The sequence below is a fragment of the Arthrobacter sp. NPDC093139 genome, assembly GCF_044754165.1.
Taxonomy (GTDB): Bacteria; Actinomycetota; Actinomycetes; order Actinomycetales; family Micrococcaceae; genus Arthrobacter.
The window spans coordinates 17104-38250 of sequence record NZ_JBIVOO010000013.1; the positions used below are offsets into that span (position 1 = coordinate 17104).

The following is a 21147-nucleotide window of genomic DNA, read 5'->3' on the forward strand; positions in this document are numbered from 1 at the left end:
CTTGCTCATGCCTGATATCCCCCAGTTTGACGCTGCGGCGTCGCCGCCTCCTGAAGGGATAGTACACGTGCCCGGACAGTCAAAACAGCACTGTCCATCCCGGTGCGGCGAAGGTCACCGCCGGCTACGATGTGATCTTCGCCACCGTCATCAGAAAGGCAGAATCCTCCTCGGCATCCAGGCTGTGCAGTCCGTCTGGAATGATCAGCAAATCTCCGGATTTGCCCTGCCAGGATTCCCCTCCGGCCCGAAGCCAGAGCGAGCCGCGGAGCACAAAAATGGTTGCCTCCCCCGGGTTTCGGTGCTCGCTGAGACTGGTGCCGGCTTTCAGCGCCATCACTGTTTGGCGCATCACCTTCTCGTGCCCACCAAATACTGTGTCGGCAGCGCGCCCGCTGCCGACCGAACGCGCTGCTTCAAGTTGCTGCGTTGCCAGTGCCTCAATCGAAATCTTCTGCATGTGGTCACCGTACCCATCCGCGGGGGGCAACGAAACGGGGCAGGGAAAACCGCTGTCACCGCATGGCAACGCGTCCACCGGCAGGCTCGTGTCGGGTCCCCACAATGCCGCCTGAATCCGGCGGCCCTCAGGCCCGCGCCATCAGGGCTGAATTGGCGCAAAATAGAATCGGGACATATGAGAAGACGCATCACGAACGGAGGGATTTGTCATGGCTGGACACTTTGAACTCATCGACGCTCCGGAGGGTGGCTTCCGCGTTCGGCTCCTGGACGGGTCGGGACGCCTGGTGGCGACCTCGGTGACCTACCCGTCGAAGCAGGCAGCCGTCGCGGGGATTTCCGTAACCAGGGAGATTGCCGGGACCGGCCTCATCCGCGACATGAGCCGTGGAGGCCACGGGGAAGTCATCATACCCAAGTCCAGGCCCGCCCAGGCCACCATGAGGATTCACACCCCCACGCGGTTCCCGGGCGCAGACCGGGGCCTGCACTCCATCTGACCGGCAGGTAGGGTAGATTCCACGGCTGAAGACACCCGGCCATCGGACCGCCCCACGGAGCTGCTCCATGACCGAGGCCCTCGCCCCATCAGCCGCCGACAACAGCACAGATCCCGACGCCGGCCTCCGCCGGCTCGCAGCCGGAACCTTGGGGCTCTCTCACCTCCGGGACGGCCAGCTTTCCGGCATGCGGGCCCTGGTGCAGGGCCGCGACGTCCTCGCCGTCATGCCCACGGGCTACGGCAAATCGGCTATCTACCAGGTGGCCGCCCTGTACCTGCACCGGCACGCTGACAGCGCAAGGCGCGGTCCCGCCGTCGTCGTTTCCCCGCTGATAGCACTGCAGGAGGACCAGCTCGACGGTCTGCTGGAGGACCTCGGCGGGGAGGCCGCCGTCGCCATCAACTCCGGCCGCAGCGATGGGGACGTGGGCGAGGCGTGGGAAGCGGCCGAACGCGGTGACGCCGTCTTCCTCTTCCTGGCGCCAGAGCAGCTGGCCAAGGCCGAGACCGTGGAGCGGCTCGTTGCCTTGGACGTTGCGCTGTTCGTGGTGGATGAGGCCCACTGCGTCTCCTCATGGGGCCACGACTTCCGCCCTGACTATCTGCGTCTGGGCGAGGTCCGCGGGCAGCTGGGAAACCCGCCGGTCGTCGGCCTCACGGCGACGGCCTCTCCCCCGGTCCGCGACGAAATCCAGCAGCGCCTGCGCATGCGGGACCCGCTGGTCCTGGTTCACGGCTTCGACCGTGCCAACATCCGGCTGGACGTGCTCCGCCACCTCGAGGACAGGGACAAGCGCCGCGCCGTCGTGGAGCAGGTTGCCGGGCTCATAGGTCCGGGCCTGCTTTACGCCGCCACCCGCAAGGACACCGAAACATATGCCGCTGAACTCTCCGAACGCGGCCTGCGGGCCGAGGCGTACCACGCCGGCCGGAAGCAGAGCGACCGGGACAGCGTCCACGACCGGTTCCTCGACGACGAGCTTGACGTCGTCGTTGCCACCACCGCGTTCGGCATGGGCATCGACAAACCCAACGTCCGCTTCGTCATCCACGCCGACATCCCGGAGTCCCTGGACGCCTACTACCAGGAGATCGGCCGGTCCGGGCGCGACGGCCAGCCTGCCGCAGCCGTGCTCCACTACCGGCCCGAGGACCTTGGGCTGCGCAGGTTCTTCGGCACGCACACCCCGGACGAGGAGTCGCTGCTGGCCGTCCTCACAGCCCTGCGGGCGGCCGACGGCCCGCTCACGCAGAAGGCGCTCGCGGGGCAGACCGGCATGTCCCCGCGAAGGTTGACCGGGCTGCTGAACCAGCTGGAGGAAACCCGCGCGGTCAAGGCCGGCAAGCGCGGCATCCGGCTGGACGCCGGCGCCAAACTGCCCGCGGTGGTGGAACGCGCCGTCGAAGTCGCCGAAGCCCGACAGCGCGTGGACCGCTCGCGCATCGAGATGATGCGCGGCTACGCCGAGACGGACGCCTGCCGCCGCCAGTTCCTGCTCGGCTACTTCGGCGAGGACATGCCCGAGCCGTGCGGCAACTGCGACACCTGCACGGACGGTTCGGCCCAGGAGGAGGATTACGACGGCGGCGCCCCGGCCGCCGCGGGTGGGGAACCTTTCCCGCTCCAGGCTGCCGTCGTGCACAAGGAGTGGGGGCCGGGCATCGTGATGCGGCACGAGGAGGACGTGATCACGGTGCTCTTCGAGCAGGAGGGCTACAAGACGCTGTCCCGCCAGGCCGTGACCGAGGGAAAGCTGCTCACGCTGGCGACGTGACCGGCCGGCAGTAATACGTTGACAGCTCGAGTGACCCATGTCATATTTGCTGCATGGACAACCTGTTGGACAGCTGGACAGCTGGACAAGATAAAGTAGTACGGGTCGGCGCCGCCGAAGCCGTATTCGCGTCCCTTCGAAACGCCATTGAAGCCGGCAAGATCCCTGTGGGGGCACGGCTCGATTCGGAGGCATCACTGGCCCAGCAGTACGGCGTCAGCCGGTCGATGGTCCGGGAAGCACTGAAATCGTGCAACGCGCTTGGTCTGACGGCTACCTTCACCGGCAAGGGGACCTTCGTCATCGCGGACCGTGTCGCCCAGGATCTGAAGCTCGGCAAGTATTCGGCCCGTGACTTGGTGGAGGCGCGGCCACACATCGAAGTGCCCGCCGCTGCCCTTGCCGCCGAGCGCCGGACAGTTGAAGACGTAGAGGCGCTTCGCGAAATTCTCGAGGCAATGTCCGATGAAGATGACCTCCAGCAGTGGATCCTTCTTAATGCTGAATTTCACGCCACCATCGCCCGGTGCAGCGGCAATGGGGTGTTTGTGGGGGTCCTGACCGACATCCGCGAGGCCATGGGTGATCAGTCGATCACCCTGAACCTCGTAGCTGACCGGCGGAAGGAATCCGATCGCGAGCATGCCCGCATTTTCGCTGCCATTGAACGGGGCTCCGCTCAAGAAGCGTCCAGAGCCATGACACGCCACCTGCACGGGGTGGAGTGCGCTTTGGGCAGCCTCGTGCCCGGAGGAGGGAACTGACCACGATCCTGCCTCTCTGATACATCCTGGCTGCCCATCCGCATCCCAGCCGTAGCCCTGGTTCAGCCTGCCAGCGAAGGACCGCGGCCCAACTGTTGCTGCCCCCATGCCCGGCCACGCTGCAACGCGAACAACGGTGTTCGCCCCCTTGCACACGGCAGGCATCAGGCCGGCCCCGCCTAACCCACTCCCGTCAACGAAGCCGTGAGGACCCCCCGGCACCACCGCCCTGCCTCGATGTGTTCAGGGCTGCACCGCCATGCCCCCTGGCCGCTCGCTACAGAGCACCCGCTTCACTAGAGGCTGCACCAGAGCAGGACGCGCAGGAGGCCAGCGAACCGCCTCATAGCCGCCCCGATTGAAAGGAAATTATTGTGACTGAAGTAGTTAGCCCAAACAGACAAGTGGCCAGCGCCTCGGGTAATCGCCGGCACAAAGTTCGGCCCAACCAGATCAGATCGCGGATCGTCGAGTTTCTGGCGTCCAACGGGGCAAGCAAGGTGGCCGACATCAGCACCGCTCTTGGCTTTTCCAGAGACGTCGTCCGCTACCACCTCACGTCGCTTGAGGCCGCGTCGATCGTCCGGTCCGACATGTCCCCCGGGATGAGGGCCAGGTTCACCCCATTTTATTCGCTCGTCCCTGCAGACACCCGGCGAATGCAGCTCCTCACGGCTAAGTAGCAGCCCGCCGCGCCCGGAGCCCGTAGACGAGCTCGGTCAGCCCTTGGTCATACGTTGTTGCGCTGAGAAGATTCAGCACGCTCGGGTCCTGCCCCGCGGGAAACACTCCCCGCCCCTCACCCAAGGCGATGGGCATCACGACCAGCCGCACCTGGTCCACCTCGCCCGCGGCCAGGAGCGTCCCGGCCAGGGTGAGGCTGCCCCAGAGCACTATGTCGCCGTCGGCCTCCCGCTTGATCCGCTGGATCGCCTCGATGGCGTCACCGGATTCGATGGCCGCCTCCGGCAGGTCTCCCCAGGGGGCCCTCGTGAGGTGGCGGGAGAAAACGACGCGGCGGAGCCCGTTGAGTGCAGGCGCAATGATTTCATCCTTTGATGCCGGCGTTGGCCAGTACTCGAGGAACATCCGGTAGGTGTTTGCCCCGAGGACCATCGTGTCGATGGTGTCCAGCCACTTCAACTGGCTGCGGTCGAACTCGGCGGTGCCCCCGTCCAGCAGTTCATAGAAGGTGAATTCGTTGTTGGCGTCCGCCGCGAACCCGTCGGCGCTTACGAACTCTTGGACCACCAGTTGCCCCATGGTGTGCTCCTCGCTCCCAGTGATTTCGAAGGACTCGAGGCCCTCCCGCTTACCGAAACTTTCCCACTCAGGACCCTGCAGAACCAGGGCCGCCGGTGGACGCCGTCTCTTCGGCCCGCTGCAGGAAGTCCCGGAGCGCCTGCAGGTAGGGCTCCGGCTCCTCAAGGTGCGGAACATGGCTGCTTTCCTCGAAGATCACCAGCTCCGATCCCGGTGTCATGGAATGGTAAAGCGTGGTTTCCTCGGGCCGCGTTTCACCGTAGCGTCCACAGATGAAGAGCGTGGGAACGCTGATCTCTCCAAGGCGGCCGGTGATGTCGTAGTCCTTGTGGATGCCGGTAATCACGAACTCGTTGGGGCCTTGCATCCGCTCGTAGATGGTCCCGTTCAGCTGGCCGAAGGAGCGCATCAGGGGCTCGGGCCACGGGTCCAGGCGGCAGACGTAACGCCTGTAGAATTCCATCGCCGCGTCCTGGTACTCCCCGGAGTCCAAGGTGCCGGCCTCCTCATGGCGATCCAGCACCTCACGAACCCCTTCGGGAAGTGCGGCGCGCAGGTTGGCGGTGCCAGCGGCGAAGCGTGGCATGCTGAGCAGTGGGTCCGACAGAACGAGGCTGGCCACCCGCCCGGGCGCCCGCAGGGCGAACTCCGCGGCAACCATGGTTCCCCAGGACTGGCCGAGCAGATGGACCCGGTCAAGCCCAGCGGCGTCGAGGACACGTTCCAGTTCGTCGACCAGGCGGTCGTTCGTCCAAAGCCCGATGTCGTCAGGTGCGTCCGACTTCCCGGCACCGAGCTGGTCATAAAAGAGGACCGGCCGGTCGCTGGCCAGCGCTTCCAGCGGCTCCAGATAGTCGTGCGTGGCGCCAGGGCCGCCGTGGACTGTGACCAGCGGCATGGCAGGTCCATTGCCAACGATCCGGTACCAGACCCGCCCGCCAGTTACGTCTGCAAGGCCCTCGTTCACGGCTAAATTCGGCGCCATTGCCATCCTCCGGTCTGTTCGTCGAGGTGAGAGGAGACCTCGATGTTCCGATTAGACTCCGGGGACCGTGAGGGGTCAATGCCGGTTTACGCACCCTCTTCGTGACCTTTACATGTGACCAAATGGTCACCTATCCTGAACGTGTGGACGCCGTATTCAAGGCCCTGGCCGACCCCATCCGGAGGGAACTGCTGGACGAGCTTTTCCGCGAAGACGGCCAGACACTCAGCGCCCTCGAGGCGCACTTCGACATCACCCGTTTCGGTGTCATGAAGCACCTGAAAATCCTGGAAGAGGCAGGCCTCCTGGTCACGCGGCGCCGCGGCCGCGAGAAGCTGCATTTCCTGAATCCGGTGCCAATCAGGCTCGTCCACGACCGCTGGGTGAGCAAATACGCAGAACCATGGGCCGCTGCGCTCAGCGACCTCAAATCCAGATTGGAAAGCCCCATGGAAAAGATCTTCGAAATCTACATCAAGACCACTCCCGAACGGCTCTGGGAAGCCATCACGGACAGCGAGATCCGCAGCAAATACCAGTTCGGCGTGCACATCACCTCGGACTGGACGCCGGGGTCGCGGTTCGAGATGGCCCCCGACGGCGGGGATCCCTTGGGCGAAGGCGAGAACCTGGAAGTCGATCCGCCCCGCCGCCTCGTCCAGACCATGCGGGCGCTCTGGGGCGACGACGTCAAGGCCGAGGGCACGTCCCGGATCACCTGGGAGATTGAACCCGTGGCCGATTCCTGCCGGCTGACCGTCACGCATGACCAGCTCCGCGAAGGCGCCAATGAGCAGCTCTACGGCGGCTGGCCGATGATCCTCTCCGGGCTGAAGACCTGGCTGGAGACTGGTCAGACCCTCACCACGCCCGGTTCCCTGATGTACACCTGAACGGGCCCCGGCCCCGAGGCCGGGGCCTGCATGGTGAGGCGGGCCCGCACACCCTTCGGTAGGGTGATTCCTAGACCGATGCGGCGTTGCGGGTTCGTCAAACCGGCTGAGCCCTCTCACTGCATGCGACTTCGTTCACTTGGAAAGAGGCACGCAGCATGGAAGTCCCCCTCATAGTCTGGATCGCGACCGTAGCCGGAATCCTGGGCCTGCTGGCCTTCGATTTCTTCTTCCACGTCCGGAAGGCCCACACCCCCAAGCTCAAAGAATCCGCCTTCTGGTCCGCCCTCTATGTCGGCATCGCGCTCCTGTTCGGCGTGGCGGTCTGGATGTTCGGCGGCTCAACCATGGGCACGGAGTACTTCGCCGGCTATGTGACCGAAAAGGCGCTGTCGGTGGACAACCTGTTTGTCTTCCTGATCATCATGGCCAGCTTCAGGGTGCCGCGCAAAGACCAGCAAAAAGTGCTGCTGTTCGGCATCGTCTTCTCGCTCATCGCCCGCACCGGCTTCATCTTCCTCGGCGCTGCCCTCATCAACAGCTTCGCCTGGGTGTTCTACATCTTCGGTCTCATCCTGCTGATCACAGCCGGGAACCTGCTCCGGCCCGATTCGCACGACGAGGAGAGAGAGGGACTGGTGGTCCGGCTGGCCAGGAAGTTCCTGCCGGCCACCGAGCACTACGACGGCGACAAGCTCTTCACGACTGTGGACGGCAAGCGGGTCCTCACCCCGATGCTCCTGGTGATGGTGGCCATCGGCGGAACTGACATCCTGTTCGCCCTCGACTCCATTCCGGCCATCTTCGGCCTGACCCAGAACGTATACATCGTCTTCACCGCAACAGTCTTTTCACTCCTGGGTCTGCGGCAGCTGTTCTTCCTCATCGACGAGCTGCTTGACCGCCTCATTTACCTCTCCTTCGGCCTTGCCGCCATTCTGGGGTTCATCGGCGTCAAACTGATCCTCCACGCCCTGCACGAGAACACCCTGCCGTTCATCAACGACGGCGAACACGTGAACGTCGTCGAGATCAGCACCGGAACCTCGCTTACGGTCATCCTCGGCGTCCTGTTCATCACGGTCCTCGGCTCGATCTACAGCCCCAAGGGCAAGGCCAAGAACATGGTTTCCGGTGCCAAGCGCCACGCCACCGAATACGTGGACCTCAACTACGAAACGGACATCGCCGAGCGCGAGGTGATCTTCAACAAGATGCTCCGCGAGGAAGCCGAACTCAGGAAACTGCCGGAAAAGTACAAGCGGCTCATCCGCAACGAAACCGAGTTCATGAACCTCCTCCGGCAGGCCCACGCCGAGCACGACGAGGCTCTCCAGCGGGCCAACGGACACTGATCCCGGAACGCCGCCCTGCGGGCTTCGCTGGTCCCGTTACGTGACCCGTTGGGTCAGCTCCTTCAGCAGTCTGAACCCCTGCCGGTCCACCATTACCGCTGTTGCGGACAGGAGTACGACGCCGGTCCCCGCCTCCCGGTCCAGGCCCGCCCATGCGCGGAAACCACCTGTTGCGCCGTTGTGCCAGGTAATGTCCCGGCCCTTCACGCGGAGGGTCATCCAGGCAGCGCCGATGCGCGCCGCAGGTCCCGCGAAGTTCGCGACGGGGTCGAGGGCAGCCATGCCCGGGGCCGAGCCGTCGAGGAGTGCCTGTACAAGGCGGGCCATGTCTCCGATTGCGGCCCGGATGCCGCCGGCCGGGGCAAGTGCCTCCCCGGTCCACGGCTGGCGGGGCCGTCCGGAGCGGCTCCTGCCGGTAATCGCGTGGGGCCCCAGTTCCGCTGCGGTGGCAGGCATGTAGATGGAATCCAGGCCCAAAGGCAGCGCAAGGCGTTCGCGGACAAGGGCGCGGTAGCTCATCCCTGCCGCGGCCCCGACGGCGTGGCCCAGCAGCTCGAACCCGAAGTTTGAGTACCGCGGTCGCGGCGCGGACAGCCGCACCGTGCGTGCCTGTGCCAGGAGTTCCTCCAGGGTTTCGCCATAGGGGTTGGTCCCGTGCAGCAGGAAGGCCGCAGTCCGCCGCAGCGGCCTGGCTGACGTGGGCAATCCGGGAAGGCCTGAGGCGTGCCTGCTGACAGCGGCCAGGGTGACGCGCGCAGCAGGACAGTCCCCCAAAGGCAGCGCGTCGCCTAGGGTGGTGTCCGGGCCCAGCTCGCCGCGGGTACAGGCGTCCGCATACAGCAGCCCGGTGATCCCTTTCGAGACGGATCCGATCTCATAATCGGCGTCGAGTGGCGCGCCGATGCTGGCCACTGAAAGCTCCCCCGGCAAAACGGTGGCGGCGGCAACCATTGGTTGCCGCCGCCCTAGACCGCTCTGCAGCAGAGATCCCAGCGCTGCGTCGCCGTGAACCTCCGCGTGCAGGTTAGTGCCTCCTGAGCAGGTTGCGGAGCCTGTCACCCAAGTGGGCGCCAGCGCCGTGGCTCATGCCGGTTCCTGCTCCGGTAGCCCTCGGACGGGCAGGGCGCGCAGCGCCGCCGGCGGCACCGGTCCGCCCACTAAGACGTTCTGCGGCATTCCTGATCTTGTGTCCCAAATTCATGGTGAACTCCTCAGTTCAGATTGCGGCTATTCAGTCGGTGACCGTGGATGGTCCGGTCCTTCCCGACTCTACGCGCGTCTGCGGGCCACGGCTACGGGGTTCTGCACGATTGCGGCCAGGCAGCGGGCGCGGGTCAGGCAGCGAGCGCCGCCGCTTCCCGCGCAAGCCCGGTGATCTGCGCCCAGTCCCTGTCCTCCACCGCACTCCGGGGAGTGAGCCAGCTGCCGCCAATGCACGAGACGTTCGGCAGCTTCAGGTAATCCGGGGCTGTTGCCAAACTGATGCCGCCGGTGGGGCAGAAGTGTACGTTCGGGATCGGCGCGCCGATGGCCGCCAGGTAGGCCGGGCCGCCGGCAGGACCTGCCGGGAAGAACTTCATCGCTTCCAGCCCGCTTTCCAGCACCGCCATCACCTCGCCCACCGTGGCCACGCCGGGCAGGACCGGGACGTTGAGCGCCAGCATGTGGCCCAGCAGGGACGGCGTCACGCCGGGGCTGACCAGGAACTGGGCGCCTGCCGTCGCGGCGGCATCAGCTTGGCCGGGAGTGAGGACGGTGCCGGCGCCTACCAGGATGTCCGGCACCTCGTTGGCGATGAGCTTCAGGGAGGTGAGCGCAGTCTCGGTCCGCAGCGTGAGCTCGATGATCCGGATGCCGCCGTCGGCCAGTGCCTGCGCCACCGGGACCGCATCCTGCGGGTCATCGATGGTCACCACGGGGATGACCGGGGAAACGTTCAGGACGCTCGTTGCGTCAGCCATGGTTGATCTCTCTTCTCAGGCCGTTCAGCCCGTGGGTGTCGATGATGCGGTACCAGTGCGTGAGCAGGCCGGCAAAGCGGGTGTCCGCCGCCAGCCCGGCGTCGAAGATGCTGCGGCAGCCCAGCAGCGCCGGAACCACGGTGTCAGCGGTGCGCGCCGCGGGAAGGGCCGCGTGGAGTTCCCCGGCAAGGGGATCGTTCAGCTCTGCGGCGGGCGTGGAGGCGACGTGGCGCATCCAGGCGGCGACCGCCAGGGCGGCCCAGCGCGGCTCGCGGCCGGCGTCCAGGGCGCTGCGGACCGTGCTCAGCAGCCGCAGCCCGATCTTCTGCGATCCGTCGCTTCCCACCTTGGCCGTAGTGTGGCCCAGGGCGGGATTCGCGAACCGGCTGAGTACCTGGGCGCAGTACGCATCCCCATCCAGCCCCTCGGGCAGGCTGATGGCGGGCAGGGCGTCCTCGGCCATCATGCGCCGGCACGCGGTGAGGAACGCGGCCTCCCCCACGGCGTCGCTGATGGTCGCCTTGCCCGCGGCCAGCCCCAGATACGCCAGCATCGAGTGGCTCGCGTTGAGCAGGCGCAGCTTGGCAGCCTCCCACGCGGCGACGTCGGTGCTGAACAGCGCCCCGGCTTCCTCCCAGCGCGGCCGGTCCGCCGCGAAATTGTCCTCGATGACCCACTGCATGAACGGCTCGGCCACCACGGCGGCCTCGTCACGCAGCCCCAGCTCACGTTCGACGGCGTCCAGGTCATCTGGCGCGGTGGCCGGCACCATCCGGTCCACCATCGTGTTGGGGAACGTGACATTCGCAGCGAGCCAGGCCAGCAGCGGCTCGGCCTCCCCGGCCGGCAGCGCGGCGGCAAAGGCCCGCACGAGTTCCCCGGTCAAATCGCCGTTGGCCGGCAGGTTGTCGCACGAGACCACGGTGATGGGCCCGGCGTCGGTCTGTGACCGCTGCTGGAGGCCCCGGGTGATCTGCCCGATCGCCGTCTGCGGCGCCTGCCCGGCCAAGTCGGCCCGCACCTGTTCATCGCCCATGTTGAGCGACCCTGTGTGCGGATCGATCCGGTACCCCTTCTCCGTGACGGTGAGCGTCACCACCTTGGTCGCGTCCGCGGCGATCCGGTCCACCACCGCCCCCGGGTTGTCCCGTGCCGAGATGGCCTCCACGATGCTGGAGACCACACGCAGCGGTGCGGCACCCTCGCCCCGTTCTGCCACCGTGAACAGGCCGTCCTGCGGTGCGAGCTGCCGGGCTACCGTGTCCGAACGCTGCGTGACTCCGACGATCCCCCAATTTGAATCGCCGGAGGCCAGCATCGCGTTTTCCGTGAACACGGCCGTGTGCGCCCGGGCGAAGGCGCCCAGACCCAGGTGGACTATTCCTGGCTGCGGCCTGCCTCGCCGCAGGATGGCCTGGTGGTCTCCGCTGGCAGCCAGCGAAGCTTCGCTTAGGCGTGCGATGACACTGCTCCTTCCGGTTCGGCGTGCGCTCGAGTCTGTTCGAAGGTGGGGATGAAGCCGGTCCCGCCCTTGCCGCCCACCACCAGCGATGCCGCGGCCGCGCCGTACCGGGCCGCCACAGGCAGGCTGTCGCCCAGCACCATCCGGGCGGTCAGCGTGCCGACGAAGGCGTCGCCGGCGCCGGTCTGGTCCACCACCGAGGGTGCCGGAATCGAGTCGATCCAGGCGAGATCCGCAGAAGCGTCCAGCCCTTCTCCGTCGAGCTGGATTCCGTCCGCCCCGCATGTCACGGCGACGTTCACGGCACCAAGGCCGCGGAGCTTCGCGGCAGCCTCCTTGGGCGTCGGGCATCCGAGGAGGGCGGATGTTTCGCCGGGGAAGGACGGGGTGACCAGGAAGGTCTGCGGCGCCAGTTCGGTGAGGGCCGCCGTCGCGTACTCCACCGAGGTGAGCCGGGGCCGGAAGTTGGGGTCGAACACGAAGCGTCCGGCGAGCGCCGCGGCCTTGAGGACGGCCGCCCGGGACGAGTCGGAGACCGCACAGGCGATTCCGCCTGCAACGACGGCACCGGTCGCCGAGAAGACGGCGGGGTCGACGTCGTCCGGTCCGAGCGTGGAGCCCACGCTGCCGCTGCGGGCGTAGGAAAATTCGCGCTGCCCGTCGGGGTCGCAGTGCACCAGGTACACGCCCTGCTGCCCGGTCCGGAACTTCAGCAGGTCCGTGGATATGCCGAGTTCCCGGATCCTGGCGGCGATCGCCTGGCCGAGGTCATCGTCGGTCAGGACGGACAGCAGCCCCACCCTGGCACCGGCCGCCGCGGCAGCCGCCGCGACGTTCAGCGCGTCGCCGGAGATCCCCACCTGGGCAGGTACGCCGTGCCCGAACGCGACGTCGGTGGCCACCTCAACGAGGATCTCCCCCATCACGACGACGTCGAAAGGGGTCTGGTTGTGTTCGGTCGAGTTGCTCACCAGTCATGCACCGATCCGTCGAGCCGCCGGTTGATGGGCAGGTACTTCGGGTCGAACGGGAACGCGGCGGCCGCCTCCTCGTTGAACTCCACACCGAGGCCCGGAGCATCGCCGGGATGCATGTACCCGTCACTGAAGGTGTACGACGTCCTGAAGACCTCGCCGGCCGGTTCACGGTGGCCCATGTACTCCTGGACCCCGAAGTTGGGGATGCTCATGTCCACATGCAGCGCGGCCGCGAAGGACACCGGGGAAAGGTCACCCGCGCCGTGCGAGCCGGACCGGACCCCGTACAGATCCGCCAGCGAGAAGATGCGGCGCAGATGCGTGATGCCGCCCGAGTGCGACACGGAGGTGCGGATGTAGTCGATCAGGCGTTCGGTGATCAGCTGCTGGCAGTCCCAGATCGAGTTGAACACCTCCCCCACCGCAATGGGCGTGGTGGTGTGCTGCCGAATCAGGCGGAACGCGGACTGGTCCTCCGCCGGCGTCGGGTCCTCGATCCAGAACGGCCGGAACGGTTCGAGTGACGCGCCCAGCCGGCCCGCTTCGATCGGGGTCAGCCGGTGGTGGACATCGTGAAGGACGTGAACGCCATAGCCGAACTGTTCGCGCACATGGGCCATCATCTTCGGTGCGAAGTCCAGGTAGGACGTGGTCTCCCACAGGTCCTCCTGCGGGACGTTGCCGCTGGCCGGCTCATACGTCCGGCCGTCCACCGGCCCGATCCCGTAGGTCTTCTCGAGCCCCGGAACGGCTGCCTGGGCCCTGATGGCCTTGTAGCCGAGGTCCAGATGGTGCTGGAAGTCTGCGCTGAGGTCCTCGAGAGTGGAGCCGCTCGCGTGGCCGTAGACCATGACGCCCTCTCGGGCCGCGCCGCCGAGGAGCTCGTACACCGGCATGCCGGCCGCCTTGCCTTTGATGTCCCAGAGCGCGACGTCGACCGCCGCGATCGCTGTCATGGTCACCGGCCCGCGGCGCCAGTACGCGCCCTTGTAGAAGTACTGCCAGGTGTCCTCGATGCGGCGGGCATCGCGGCCGATCAGCAGCGGGCACAGGTGCTCGGACAGGTAGGACGCCACGGCCAGCTCGCGGCCGTTGAGGGTGGCGTCGCCGATGCCGGTGATGCCGTCCTCGGTTTCAATAACGAGCGTCACGTAATTCCGTCCGGGCGACGAAACCACTACCCGTGCGTCGGTGATCTTCACTGGTGGGTCCTTTGGATGTTGAATGTCTTGAAAGGTGAGCGGCTTGGTGGTGGTTGAACCTGCCTCAGCTGAGGCGGAGCATGACCTTGCTGCTGCCGGATTCGGGATCAGCCGCGACGCGCATGGCTTCCGCAGCCTCGTCGATGCCGAACTTGTGGGTGATGACCGGGGAAACGTCGAGGCCTTCGGCCATGGCGCGGAGGGCGTCGGTAATCTCGTCCGCGAACCGGTACGAGCCGATCCACGTAATTTCCCGGGTCACCAGGTCACCCAGCGCTGCCGGAGCCGGAGCGCCGGGCAGGTTCCCCACTTGGACGATGGTTCCGCCGCGGGCGGTGGCGCGCAGGACGCCGCCGAGCACCGCGGGGATGCCGGTGGCTTCAAACACCAGTTCCATGTCCTCCGGGAGGCTGCCGCCGTTGGAGACGTTCACACGCTCGTCGGCGCCCATGGCCCTGGCGATCCGCAGCGACGCGTCGTTGATGTCCGTGGCGATCACGGTCCTGGCCCCGGCGTACTTGGCCGCCGCGACCACCAGCGAGCCGATCGGACCAGCGCCGTTGACCAGCACGTCCCGGCCGGCGAGTGATCCCGCCCGGCTCACGGCGTGCATGGCGACGGCGAGCGGTTCGGCGAGCGCCCCGTGCAGCGTGTCCACTCCTGCGGGCAGCGGCCGGATCTGCGATGCCCTGGCGAGCTTGCGCTCGCTGAAGCCGCCGTCGGTGTGGGGATTGAACGCTGCCGAACCGAAGTACCGGATCTGAGGGTAGAGGTTCGTCCTCCCCTTGAGCCGTTCCGGCATCACGCCGTCCCCCACCAGTTCCGCAGGGTGCACGGTCACCGGCTGGCCGACGTCGAGGTTTTCGACGCCGGCACCCAACTGGGCGATCCGGCCGGCAACCTCGTGGCCGAGGACGAGCGGCGACTTCAGCGCCGCCGTCCCCGAGGCGCCGTGGCGCCAGTACGAAAGGTCGGATCCGCATATGCCGCCCCATTCGACGTCGAGCACTACCTCGCCGGGGCCGGCAACGGGCTCGGGCCGTTCGTCGATGCGCAGGTCGTTGGCGCCGTGGACAACTACGGCTTTCATACTGCGTCCTCCAGGCGGACCATGTCGCGGCCACGGACCTCGGGGCCCACAGCGGCAGAGATGAGGGTGATCAGCGAGTAGCCGATGAGCATCGCGGCCAGCGGCCACCAGTGGCCGGTGACTGCCGTGAGCGTCGCGGCGAGCAGCGGGCCGATTGCGGTGGCGAGGATGCCGCCGATTTCCTTGGCCAGGGCCAGCTGGGTGAAGCGGGTACGGGCTCCGAAGAACTCGGCCATGGTGACGCTTTCCATCGAGAAGAGGCTCAGCACGCCCAGGTTCAGGCCGGCGACGACGGCGATGGTGACGAGCGTCGGGTTCCCGCTGGTGACCATCATCATCATGGGGATCGCGAACAGGGCCGTGAGGGTGCTCAGCGTGAGGTAAAGGGGCTTGCGGCCGAAGCGGTCACCCAGGAGGCCGATGAGCGGAATGGTGGCGAAGCCCAGGATGGAGCCGTACATGATGGCCGTGGTGCCAATGGTCTTGTCCATGAGCAGTACCGTGGCCAGGTAACCGACGAGGAAGGTCTGGATGAGTCCGGAGTTCCCGGCCTGCCCGAAGCGCAGGCCGAGGGCGATCAGGAAGGCCTTGCCCTTGCGCTGGTGCAGCGCGGCTTCGATGGTGCTGGTGCCGGCGGCAGCGGCCTCAGCGGCCTCACGGGCGGCATCCTTCTTGGCAATCTCCTCCTTGGAGAGCGCGACGCCGTCAACAACGTCCGCGCGCTGTTCGAAGACAGGGCTTTCCTTGAGTGAGCGGCGGATCCACACGGCGAAGATCATCAGCAGGAAGCTGGCCAGGAACGGAAGGCGCCATCCCCAGCTGAGCAGCTGCTCCTCGGACAGCACGGCCACGAGAATGGCCCACAGCGCCGACGCGGCAAGGGTGCCCGAGTTTGTGCCGAGGCAGACAAGCGAGGAGATCAGGCCGCGGCGGCGGGCCGGGGCGTATTCCGCGAGCATGACGGTGGCTCCGGCGATTTCAGCGCCGGCGCCGAACCCCTGGATAAGACGCAGGGCAACGAGCAGGATCGGAGCCCAGATGCCGATCATGGCGTACGTGGGAAGGATGCCGATGAGGGTGGTTGAGGCACCCATCAGGGCGATCGTGATGAAGAGGACCTTCTTGCGGCCGATCCTGTCACCCATGCGGCCAAAGTAGACGGCGCCCACGAGGCGGGCGACGTACCCGACGCCGTAAGTGGCCATGGCGGCGATGAGGCCGATCACCGGGCTGACATCGGGGAAAAAGATCTTGTTGAAGACGATGGCCGCGGCCAGCGAGTAGAGCTGGAAGTCCATGAATTCCATGGCGGTTCCGAGCCAGCCGGACACGGCAACCTTGGCCAGGTCTCGGGTGGTCCGGGACTCCGCCTTGGTGGTGGGCGGCGCGATGCTCTCGGTCATCAGTTGCTCCTTTGCAGGCGATGAAAAAGGGAGGGTGCGGAAAGGGTGCGGTGGGAAAGTAACCGGTCTTCGGATTTAGCAGGCCCTGAAGCCGCTAACCATGGGGCTTTCCGGCTGCGTTCTGACTACCATACAAGCACTACCATTCTAGTTTGTCAACGATGACTACACTGGATGCATGGCAACCGGCAAACCCGTCAAAGTACAGTCACCACGGCTCTCCGTGCGTGACCAGACACTGGAAACCCTCCGGCGCAGGATCATCTCCCTGCAGCTCCCGCCCGGAGAGCCGCTGTCCGAAAACGAGCTCGCCCAGGAACTGGGAGTCAGCCGAACACCCGTGCGAGAAAGCCTGATCCTGCTCCGCGAGGAGGGCCTGGTTCAGGTATTCCCCCAGATCGGCTCCTTCGTGTCCTTGGTGGACCTGGGCCGGGTGGCTGAGGCCCAGTTCGTCCGGGAAGCCATCGAATGCGCGTCCCTCAACGACCTCGCCGTTGATGCTGCGGGAATCGCCGGCCTTCGGGACATTCTGGCGAGCCAGCAGGATGCGGAAGCCAAGGGGGACGTGGAGGAGTTCTTCCGGCTGGACGAGGATTTCCACCGTGAACTCCTCCGGCTGGCGGGCCACGAATCGGCGTGGACGGCCGTCAACTCAGCCAAGGCGCACCTGGACAGGGCGCGGCGGCTGAGCCTCATCGACACCCGGCCCGTGTCCACGCTGATTGAGCAGCACACGGCCGTGGTGGACGCCCTGGAAGCCAACAATCTCGCCGAGGCCGACAACTCCCTGCGCGTCCATCTCCGGGGCGTTTTCGAAGACGTCAAGCGGATCCAGGCGTCGTCGCCGGACCTGTTTTCGGACGGCACGGCTTCGCGCCCCGTCAGGCGAAGCATCGCGCGGCTGTCCTGAATCCGCGGTTGCCCTAATTCGCTGGCTGTCCTAAATCTGCTGCCCGGGGCGGTGCTCTAACTAGGGCGCGGCGGTTTCGGTTGCGCCCTGCTGCCCCGGTTCCTGGTGCCCCTGATCCACCTTGACGAGTGCGGCCTCGAGGTTGATTTTCACCTTGTCGCTGACCAGGAACCCGCCGGTCTCCAAGGCAGCGTTCCAGGTGAGCCCGAATTCCTTGCGGCTTATTTCCGTCTCCGCCGAGAATCCGGCGCGGGTGGCACCGAACGGATCCACGGCCACGCCCGTGAACTCGACTTCCAGCTCCACCGGCTTGGTGATGCCCCGGATGGTGAGGTCGCCCGTGAGGGTGTAGTCGTCGCCGTCGCCCTCGACGCCGGTGGCGCGGAAGGTCATCTCGGGATACTCCGCTACATCGAAGAAGTCGGCCCCTTTCACGTGGGCGTCGCGGTTGGCGTCCCCCGAGTCGAAGCTGGCAGTTTGCACGGTCGCGTGGAGCGAGGACTCGGCGAGGGAGTCACGGACCCGGGCTTCGGCGGACGCCTCCCGGAACCGGCCCCGGACCTTGCTGATGCCGGCATGCCGGACAGTAAAACCGATCTCGCTGTGGGACATATCCAGGGTCCAGATGCCCGGGGTCAGGCCTGCGGGAAGCGTCATCGCACATCTCCTAAGGGGAAAATCCAGCTGAAACGGTGCGTTTTCCACACTGGTTCAGCCTGCGGGTGAAGTCAAGAACCCCCGGAAACGTCCTGCCCCTTGCACCGTTTTACCAGTCGTTCCGAACTTCTTCTGAGGCTCCTCGAAAAAAGATTTTAAGGTGTGGCTAAAACTCCTAGCTATTCTTCAGGAAGCACCCTTATCGTTGTTGTTAGGCCCGCCGCATCCCCCAGTTGCGGTGGTCCTGCCGCTAGGAGGAGCCCCGCACACCGCAAGGTGGGCGGGGCCCTCTGCGTCCTGGGCCGTGACGCAGCCTTCGCCGAGTATTGGCTCAAGTTCCGCGGTGCGGTCCCCCTTCACCGGTAGGCTCGTTGAACGCACAACCAACGCCACGGGGGCATAAAGAAGTTGAAGAGAGTACGTCTGCTGCCGGGCCGGCAGAACGCAGGGCCGGCCGGCATTGTCGACTGGATGGGCCGGGTGGCGGGTGCCGGCTTGATCAGAGGCGGCATCGTCGCCACCATCGTTCTGGCAACCACCGCCTGCGGCGGCACCATCAGCGCCACGCAAGAACCGCCGTCGGACGTCCACCCCAGCATCTCAGGGGACGTGCGGGAATCCGCATCGCCAACCGCCGCCCCAATTCCCGCCGCCCGGCCTGGGGGATCGGCCACTGCGCAACCTCCCGTCGCCGCCAAAGCCCTGGACCTGCTCGGCACCCTGGCTATCAAGGGGCGCGCCCCGAAGACCGGCTATGACCGGGCCGAGTTCGGCCAGGCCTGGGCGGACACGGACCACAACGGCTGCGACACCCGCAACGACATCCTTTTCAGGGATCTGACGGCAAAATCGCTGAAACCGGGAACCCAGGGCTGCGTGGTCCTCTCCGGAACGCTGGCCGACCCCTACACCGCCAGCTCTATCGCATTCAAGCGCGGAGCCAGCACCAGCAGCGCCGTCCAGATCGACCACGTCGTGGCCCTGAGCGACGCCTGGCAGAAGGGCGCCCAAAAGCTGACCGAGGCGCAGCGCGCGGCTTTCGCCAATGACCCCCTGAACCTCCTCGCCGTTTCCGGCCCGGCCAACCAGCAAAAGAGCGACGGCGACGCCGCCACCTGGCTGCCCGGCAACAAGGCCTATCGCTGCGCTTACGTCGCCCGGCAGATTTCGGTCAAAGCCAAGTACAAGCTCTGGGTCACGCGCGCGGAACATGACGCGATGGCCACTGTCCTTGGCACGTGCGTCGGCACGCCGGCCCCGACGACACAGAGCGCCCCGGCGGAACAGGCAGCTCCGGCGACGGCTGCGGCGGCAGCACCTGCGGCTTCCCCGTCTGTCCCACCGGTTCCGGCAGCTCCTGCCGCACCGGAGCCTGCCCCCGCGGCAGGCCCCGCTCCGGCGCAAGCACCGGCAGTGGCCCCCTACGCCAACTGCGCGGAGGTCCGGGCCGCAGGCGCCGCGCCTATCTTCGCGGGCCAGCCCGGCTACAGCGGGAGACTGGACCGCGACGGCGACGGCGTGGGCTGCGAGTAGCCAGTCCCGCCGCCCTATTCGGGCACCTCACCCGCGAACGGGTAGTCCTCCTCATCGATTCCGGGGGTTCCCGCCGCCTGCTCAATGGCATCCGCTTCGGCAGCTTCCTCGGCCGAGAGGTCAGGGGCCGCCAGGTCGGCCGGGTCCCCGGACACCAGAGGGGTCCGTTGCTCCAGCACGTCCGCTTCGGGGGCGTCCTCGGGCAGCGGATCCTCCTCGTGCATCTCCGATCCCGGCACGGCCGGCAGCCGCTGCTCAAAGGCGTCGGCTTCCGGGACTTCCATCGGAGTTTCTTCAGGCTGATTGTTCATCATCTACCTCGCCTCCAGGTCAGAGTTCGTCGGTGCAACAATTCTCCCACGTGCCACGGTCGCTCAACAGGAAGGCGGGACTAGGAACGCGGGGCCAGGAACGGGGTCTGAACGGCCCCGGCCCGCCGGCCTCAGCCGACGGGCCTCAGTGCGCGTTCTGACCCGCGTTGCTGTTCAGATAATGCGTTCCAGGCATGCGGCTAAGGCAGCCCTCAGCTCAGGTAGCCGTTCGGGTTGAGCACGTACTTGGTGGCCGCGCCGGCGTCGAACTCCGCGTAGCCCGTCGGCGCATCATCCAGCAGAATAGGCTTCGCATTGACGTTCTTGGCGATGTTCACCTTGTCATGCAGGATAGCCATCATCAGTTGCCGGTTGTACTTCATCACCGGGCACTGCCCCGTGGTGAAGGCCAGAGACTTCGCCCATCCGGTACCCAGGCTCAGGCTCAGCGACCCCTTCTTGGCCGCTTCGTCGATCCCACCCGGGTCGCCCGTCACGTACAGCCCGGGAATGCCGAGCGCCCCACCCGCAGCGGTGATGTCCATGAGCGAGTTCAGCACGGTGGCCGGTGCTTCCTGGGCGCCCGCGCCGTGGCCCTTCGCCTCAAAGCCCACGGCGTCCACGCCGCAGTCCACCTCCGGGACGCCCAGTAGCTGTTCAATTTGTTCGGCGGGTCCGCCCTTGGTTAGGTCCACAGTTTCGCACCCGAAGCTGCGAGCCTGCGCCAGCCGCCCCTCGTTAAGGTCACCGACAATCACGACGGCGGCCCCCAGCAGCTGCGCGCTGGTCGCCGCTGCGAGGCCAACAGGACCGGCGCCGGCGATGTACACAGTCGATCCGACGCCCACCCCTGCACTCACGGCACCGTGGTATCCCGTGGGGAAGATGTCCGACAACATGGCCAGGTCAAGGATCTTCTCCATGGCCCGGTCCTTGTCCGGGAACTTCAGCAGGTTCCAGTCGGCGTACGGCACCAGGACGTAGTTGGCCTGGCCGCCCACCCAGCCGCCCATGTCCACGTAGCCGTAGGCGCTGCCCGGGCGGTCAGGGTTGACGTTAAGGCAAATGCCGGTCTTGCGCTCCTTGCAGTTCCGGCAGCGGCCGCAGGCGATGTTGAACGGCACCGAGCAGACGTCGCCCACCTTGATGAATTCAACGTCCTGGCCCACTTCCACCACCTCGCCGGTGATCTCGTGGCCCAGGACGAGGTCCGGCGGCGCCGTGGTCCGTCCCCGCACCATATGCTGGTCCGACCCGCAGATGTTTGTGGCGACCGTTTTGAGTATTGCGCCGTGGGGAACCTTGCGTCCCACGTTGGCCGGATTGACGCCCGGCCCGTCCTTGAGTTCGAAACTGGGGTAGTCGATGTCAATGACTTCCACCTTGCCGGGCCCCTTGTAGGCAACGGCCTTGTTCCCTTCCATCTCTTCCTCCTGGCGTCACCGGCCCTCCCCAAGAAGGGTCGGATTGTGATTCATGAAGCAATCTGATGTCCCCTCCAAGGGCAGGTACGGGCAGGCCGGACGGCGTGGTCCGTGCGTGTGTGGTGGAGGGTGCCGCCAGTCTAAATCCCGCGGGACGGTGAGGTCTATAACGTTCCGTTAGCTATGCAGGACGGCTGCGAGAAGCTGGGACCGGGTGC

21 protein-coding genes are annotated in these 21147 nt (G+C 66.4%); 8 read left to right on the plus strand and 13 right to left on the minus strand.

Annotation, left to right across the window (positions count from 1 at the left end; genetic code table 11):
* Positions 1–124: 124 nt before the first annotated feature.
* Entirely contained in the window at positions 125–460 is a 336-nt protein-coding gene (locus tag ACIP90_RS17290) for a cupin domain-containing protein (protein ID WP_400580796.1), read from the minus strand.
* A 211-nt stretch (positions 461–671) separates the two neighbouring features.
* On the opposite strand from ACIP90_RS17290, the gene ACIP90_RS17295 reads away from it, so the two are divergent.
* From ACIP90_RS17295 to ACIP90_RS17310, 4 genes are all read left to right on the plus strand, one after another.
* A complete protein-coding gene (locus ACIP90_RS17295; RefSeq protein WP_400580797.1) occupies positions 672–962 on the plus strand; it encodes a YegP family protein in 291 nt (96 codons plus the stop codon).
* Positions 963–1029: 67 nt separating this feature from the next.
* A complete protein-coding gene (locus tag ACIP90_RS17300) occupies positions 1030–2739 on the plus strand; it encodes a RecQ family ATP-dependent DNA helicase (RefSeq protein WP_400580798.1) in 1710 nt (569 codons plus the stop codon).
* 53 nt (positions 2740–2792) lie between these two features.
* Positions 2793–3503, plus strand: a complete 711-nt coding sequence (locus ACIP90_RS17305; RefSeq protein WP_400580799.1) for a FadR/GntR family transcriptional regulator — start codon at positions 2793–2795, stop codon at positions 3501–3503.
* A 374-nt stretch (positions 3504–3877) separates the two neighbouring features.
* Positions 3878–4186: an ArsR family transcriptional regulator gene (locus tag ACIP90_RS17310; protein ID WP_400580800.1), complete on the plus strand. Its 309-nt coding sequence runs from the start codon at positions 3878–3880 to the stop codon at positions 4184–4186.
* On the opposite strand, the gene ACIP90_RS17315 is transcribed toward ACIP90_RS17310, so the two are convergent.
* Complete coding sequence (locus tag ACIP90_RS17315) at positions 4179–4766, minus strand: dihydrofolate reductase family protein (protein WP_400580801.1); 588 nt, start codon at positions 4764–4766, stop codon at positions 4179–4181. The two genes, ACIP90_RS17310 and ACIP90_RS17315, sit on opposite strands and share 8 nt — an antisense overlap.
* A 67-nt stretch (positions 4767–4833) precedes the next feature.
* Entirely contained in the window at positions 4834–5751 is a 918-nt protein-coding gene (locus ACIP90_RS17320) for a proline iminopeptidase-family hydrolase (protein ID WP_400580802.1), read from the minus strand.
* 143 nt (positions 5752–5894) lie between these two features.
* On the opposite strand from ACIP90_RS17320, the gene ACIP90_RS17325 reads away from it, so the two are divergent.
* Together ACIP90_RS17325 and ACIP90_RS17330 are read left to right on the plus strand one after the other, a co-directional pair.
* Positions 5895–6644, plus strand: a complete 750-nt coding sequence (locus ACIP90_RS17325) for an ArsR/SmtB family transcription factor (RefSeq protein ID WP_400580803.1) — start codon at positions 5895–5897, stop codon at positions 6642–6644.
* A gap of 158 nt (positions 6645–6802) precedes the next feature.
* Entirely contained in the window at positions 6803–7999 is a 1197-nt protein-coding gene (locus tag ACIP90_RS17330; RefSeq protein ID WP_400580804.1) for a TerC family protein, read from the plus strand.
* A gap of 36 nt (positions 8000–8035) precedes the next feature.
* Here ACIP90_RS17330 and ACIP90_RS17335 read toward each other — a convergent pair whose 3' ends face one another.
* The 7 genes from ACIP90_RS17335 to ACIP90_RS17365 form a co-directional block, all read right to left on the minus strand.
* Positions 8036–8911 (minus strand): serine hydrolase domain-containing protein, encoded by an 876-nt coding sequence (locus tag ACIP90_RS17335; RefSeq protein WP_400580805.1) that lies wholly within the window; start codon positions 8909–8911, stop codon positions 8036–8038.
* A 422-nt stretch (positions 8912–9333) separates the two neighbouring features.
* Entirely contained in the window at positions 9334–9960 is a 627-nt protein-coding gene (gene eda, locus ACIP90_RS17340) for a bifunctional 4-hydroxy-2-oxoglutarate aldolase/2-dehydro-3-deoxy-phosphogluconate aldolase (RefSeq protein ID WP_400580806.1), read from the minus strand.
* On the minus strand, positions 9953–11368 hold the full coding sequence (locus ACIP90_RS17345; protein WP_400580883.1) for a mannitol dehydrogenase family protein: 1416 nt from the start codon (positions 11366–11368) through the stop codon (positions 9953–9955). Before ACIP90_RS17345 ends, eda begins: the two co-directional genes overlap by 8 nt.
* 41 nt (positions 11369–11409) lie before the next feature.
* The gene (locus tag ACIP90_RS17350) at positions 11410–12345 is read right to left on the minus strand and encodes a PfkB family carbohydrate kinase (protein WP_400580884.1); all 936 of its coding nucleotides are present in this window, start codon (positions 12343–12345) and stop codon (positions 11410–11412) included.
* A gap of 44 nt (positions 12346–12389) precedes the next feature.
* The gene (manD, locus tag ACIP90_RS17355; protein WP_400580807.1) at positions 12390–13601 is read right to left on the minus strand and encodes a D-mannonate dehydratase ManD; all 1212 of its coding nucleotides are present in this window, start codon (positions 13599–13601) and stop codon (positions 12390–12392) included.
* Positions 13602–13665: 64 nt separating this feature from the next.
* On the minus strand, positions 13666–14691 hold the full coding sequence (locus tag ACIP90_RS17360; protein ID WP_400580808.1) for an L-idonate 5-dehydrogenase: 1026 nt from the start codon (positions 14689–14691) through the stop codon (positions 13666–13668).
* Positions 14688–16094, minus strand: coding sequence for an MFS transporter (locus ACIP90_RS17365; protein WP_400580809.1), 1407 nt, complete (start codon positions 16092–16094; stop codon positions 14688–14690). Before ACIP90_RS17365 ends, ACIP90_RS17360 begins: the two co-directional genes overlap by 4 nt.
* Before the next feature lie 178 nt (positions 16095–16272).
* Between ACIP90_RS17365 and ACIP90_RS17370 the strand changes: the two genes are divergently transcribed.
* Positions 16273–17004 (plus strand): GntR family transcriptional regulator, encoded by a 732-nt coding sequence (locus ACIP90_RS17370; protein ID WP_400580810.1) that lies wholly within the window; start codon positions 16273–16275, stop codon positions 17002–17004.
* A gap of 60 nt (positions 17005–17064) precedes the next feature.
* Here the strand turns inward: ACIP90_RS17370 and ACIP90_RS17375 are convergent, their stop codons facing one another.
* The gene (locus tag ACIP90_RS17375; protein WP_400580811.1) at positions 17065–17661 is read right to left on the minus strand and encodes a YceI family protein; all 597 of its coding nucleotides are present in this window, start codon (positions 17659–17661) and stop codon (positions 17065–17067) included.
* Between the two features lie 408 nt (positions 17662–18069).
* Between ACIP90_RS17375 and ACIP90_RS17380 the strand changes: the two genes are divergently transcribed.
* Positions 18070–19194, plus strand: a complete 1125-nt coding sequence (locus ACIP90_RS17380) for a DUF1524 domain-containing protein (RefSeq protein ID WP_400580812.1) — start codon at positions 18070–18072, stop codon at positions 19192–19194.
* 14 nt (positions 19195–19208) lie between these two features.
* Here ACIP90_RS17380 and ACIP90_RS17385 read toward each other — a convergent pair whose 3' ends face one another.
* Both ACIP90_RS17385 and fdhA read right to left on the minus strand, forming a co-directional pair.
* Entirely contained in the window at positions 19209–19508 is a 300-nt protein-coding gene (locus tag ACIP90_RS17385) for a hypothetical protein (protein WP_400580813.1), read from the minus strand.
* Between the two features lie 209 nt (positions 19509–19717).
* Entirely contained in the window at positions 19718–20929 is a 1212-nt protein-coding gene (gene fdhA / locus ACIP90_RS17390) for a formaldehyde dehydrogenase, glutathione-independent (RefSeq protein ID WP_400580814.1), read from the minus strand.
* Positions 20930–21147: the final 218 nt, after the last annotated feature.

Coding starts and splice junctions, on each gene's coding strand:
- ACIP90_RS17290 (WP_400580796.1), bottom strand. CDS start 460: ATGCAGAAGATTTCGATTGAGGCACTGGCAACGCAGCAACTTGAAGCA.
- ACIP90_RS17295 (WP_400580797.1), top strand. CDS start 672: ATGGCTGGACACTTTGAACTCATCGACGCTCCGGAGGGTGGCTTCCGC.
- ACIP90_RS17300 (WP_400580798.1), top strand. CDS start 1,030: ATGACCGAGGCCCTCGCCCCATCAGCCGCCGACAACAGCACAGATCCC.
- ACIP90_RS17305 (WP_400580799.1), top strand. CDS start 2,793: ATGGACAACCTGTTGGACAGCTGGACAGCTGGACAAGATAAAGTAGTA.
- ACIP90_RS17315 (WP_400580801.1), bottom strand. CDS start 4,766: ATGGGGCAACTGGTGGTCCAAGAGTTCGTAAGCGCCGACGGGTTCGCG.
- ACIP90_RS17320 (WP_400580802.1), bottom strand. CDS start 5,751: ATGGCGCCGAATTTAGCCGTGAACGAGGGCCTTGCAGACGTAACTGGC.
- ACIP90_RS17330 (WP_400580804.1), top strand. CDS start 6,803: ATGGAAGTCCCCCTCATAGTCTGGATCGCGACCGTAGCCGGAATCCTG.
- eda (WP_400580806.1), bottom strand. CDS start 9,960: ATGGCTGACGCAACGAGCGTCCTGAACGTTTCCCCGGTCATCCCCGTG.
- ACIP90_RS17350 (WP_400580884.1), bottom strand. CDS start 12,345: ATGGGGGAGATCCTCGTTGAGGTGGCCACCGACGTCGCGTTCGGGCAC.
- ACIP90_RS17360 (WP_400580808.1), bottom strand. CDS start 14,691: ATGAAAGCCGTAGTTGTCCACGGCGCCAACGACCTGCGCATCGACGAA.
- ACIP90_RS17365 (WP_400580809.1), bottom strand. CDS start 16,094: ATGACCGAGAGCATCGCGCCGCCCACCACCAAGGCGGAGTCCCGGACC.
- ACIP90_RS17370 (WP_400580810.1), top strand. CDS start 16,273: ATGGCAACCGGCAAACCCGTCAAAGTACAGTCACCACGGCTCTCCGTG.
- ACIP90_RS17375 (WP_400580811.1), bottom strand. CDS start 17,661: ATGACGCTTCCCGCAGGCCTGACCCCGGGCATCTGGACCCTGGATATG.
- ACIP90_RS17385 (WP_400580813.1), bottom strand. CDS start 19,508: ATGATGAACAATCAGCCTGAAGAAACTCCGATGGAAGTCCCGGAAGCC.
- fdhA (WP_400580814.1), bottom strand. CDS start 20,929: ATGGAAGGGAACAAGGCCGTTGCCTACAAGGGGCCCGGCAAGGTGGAA.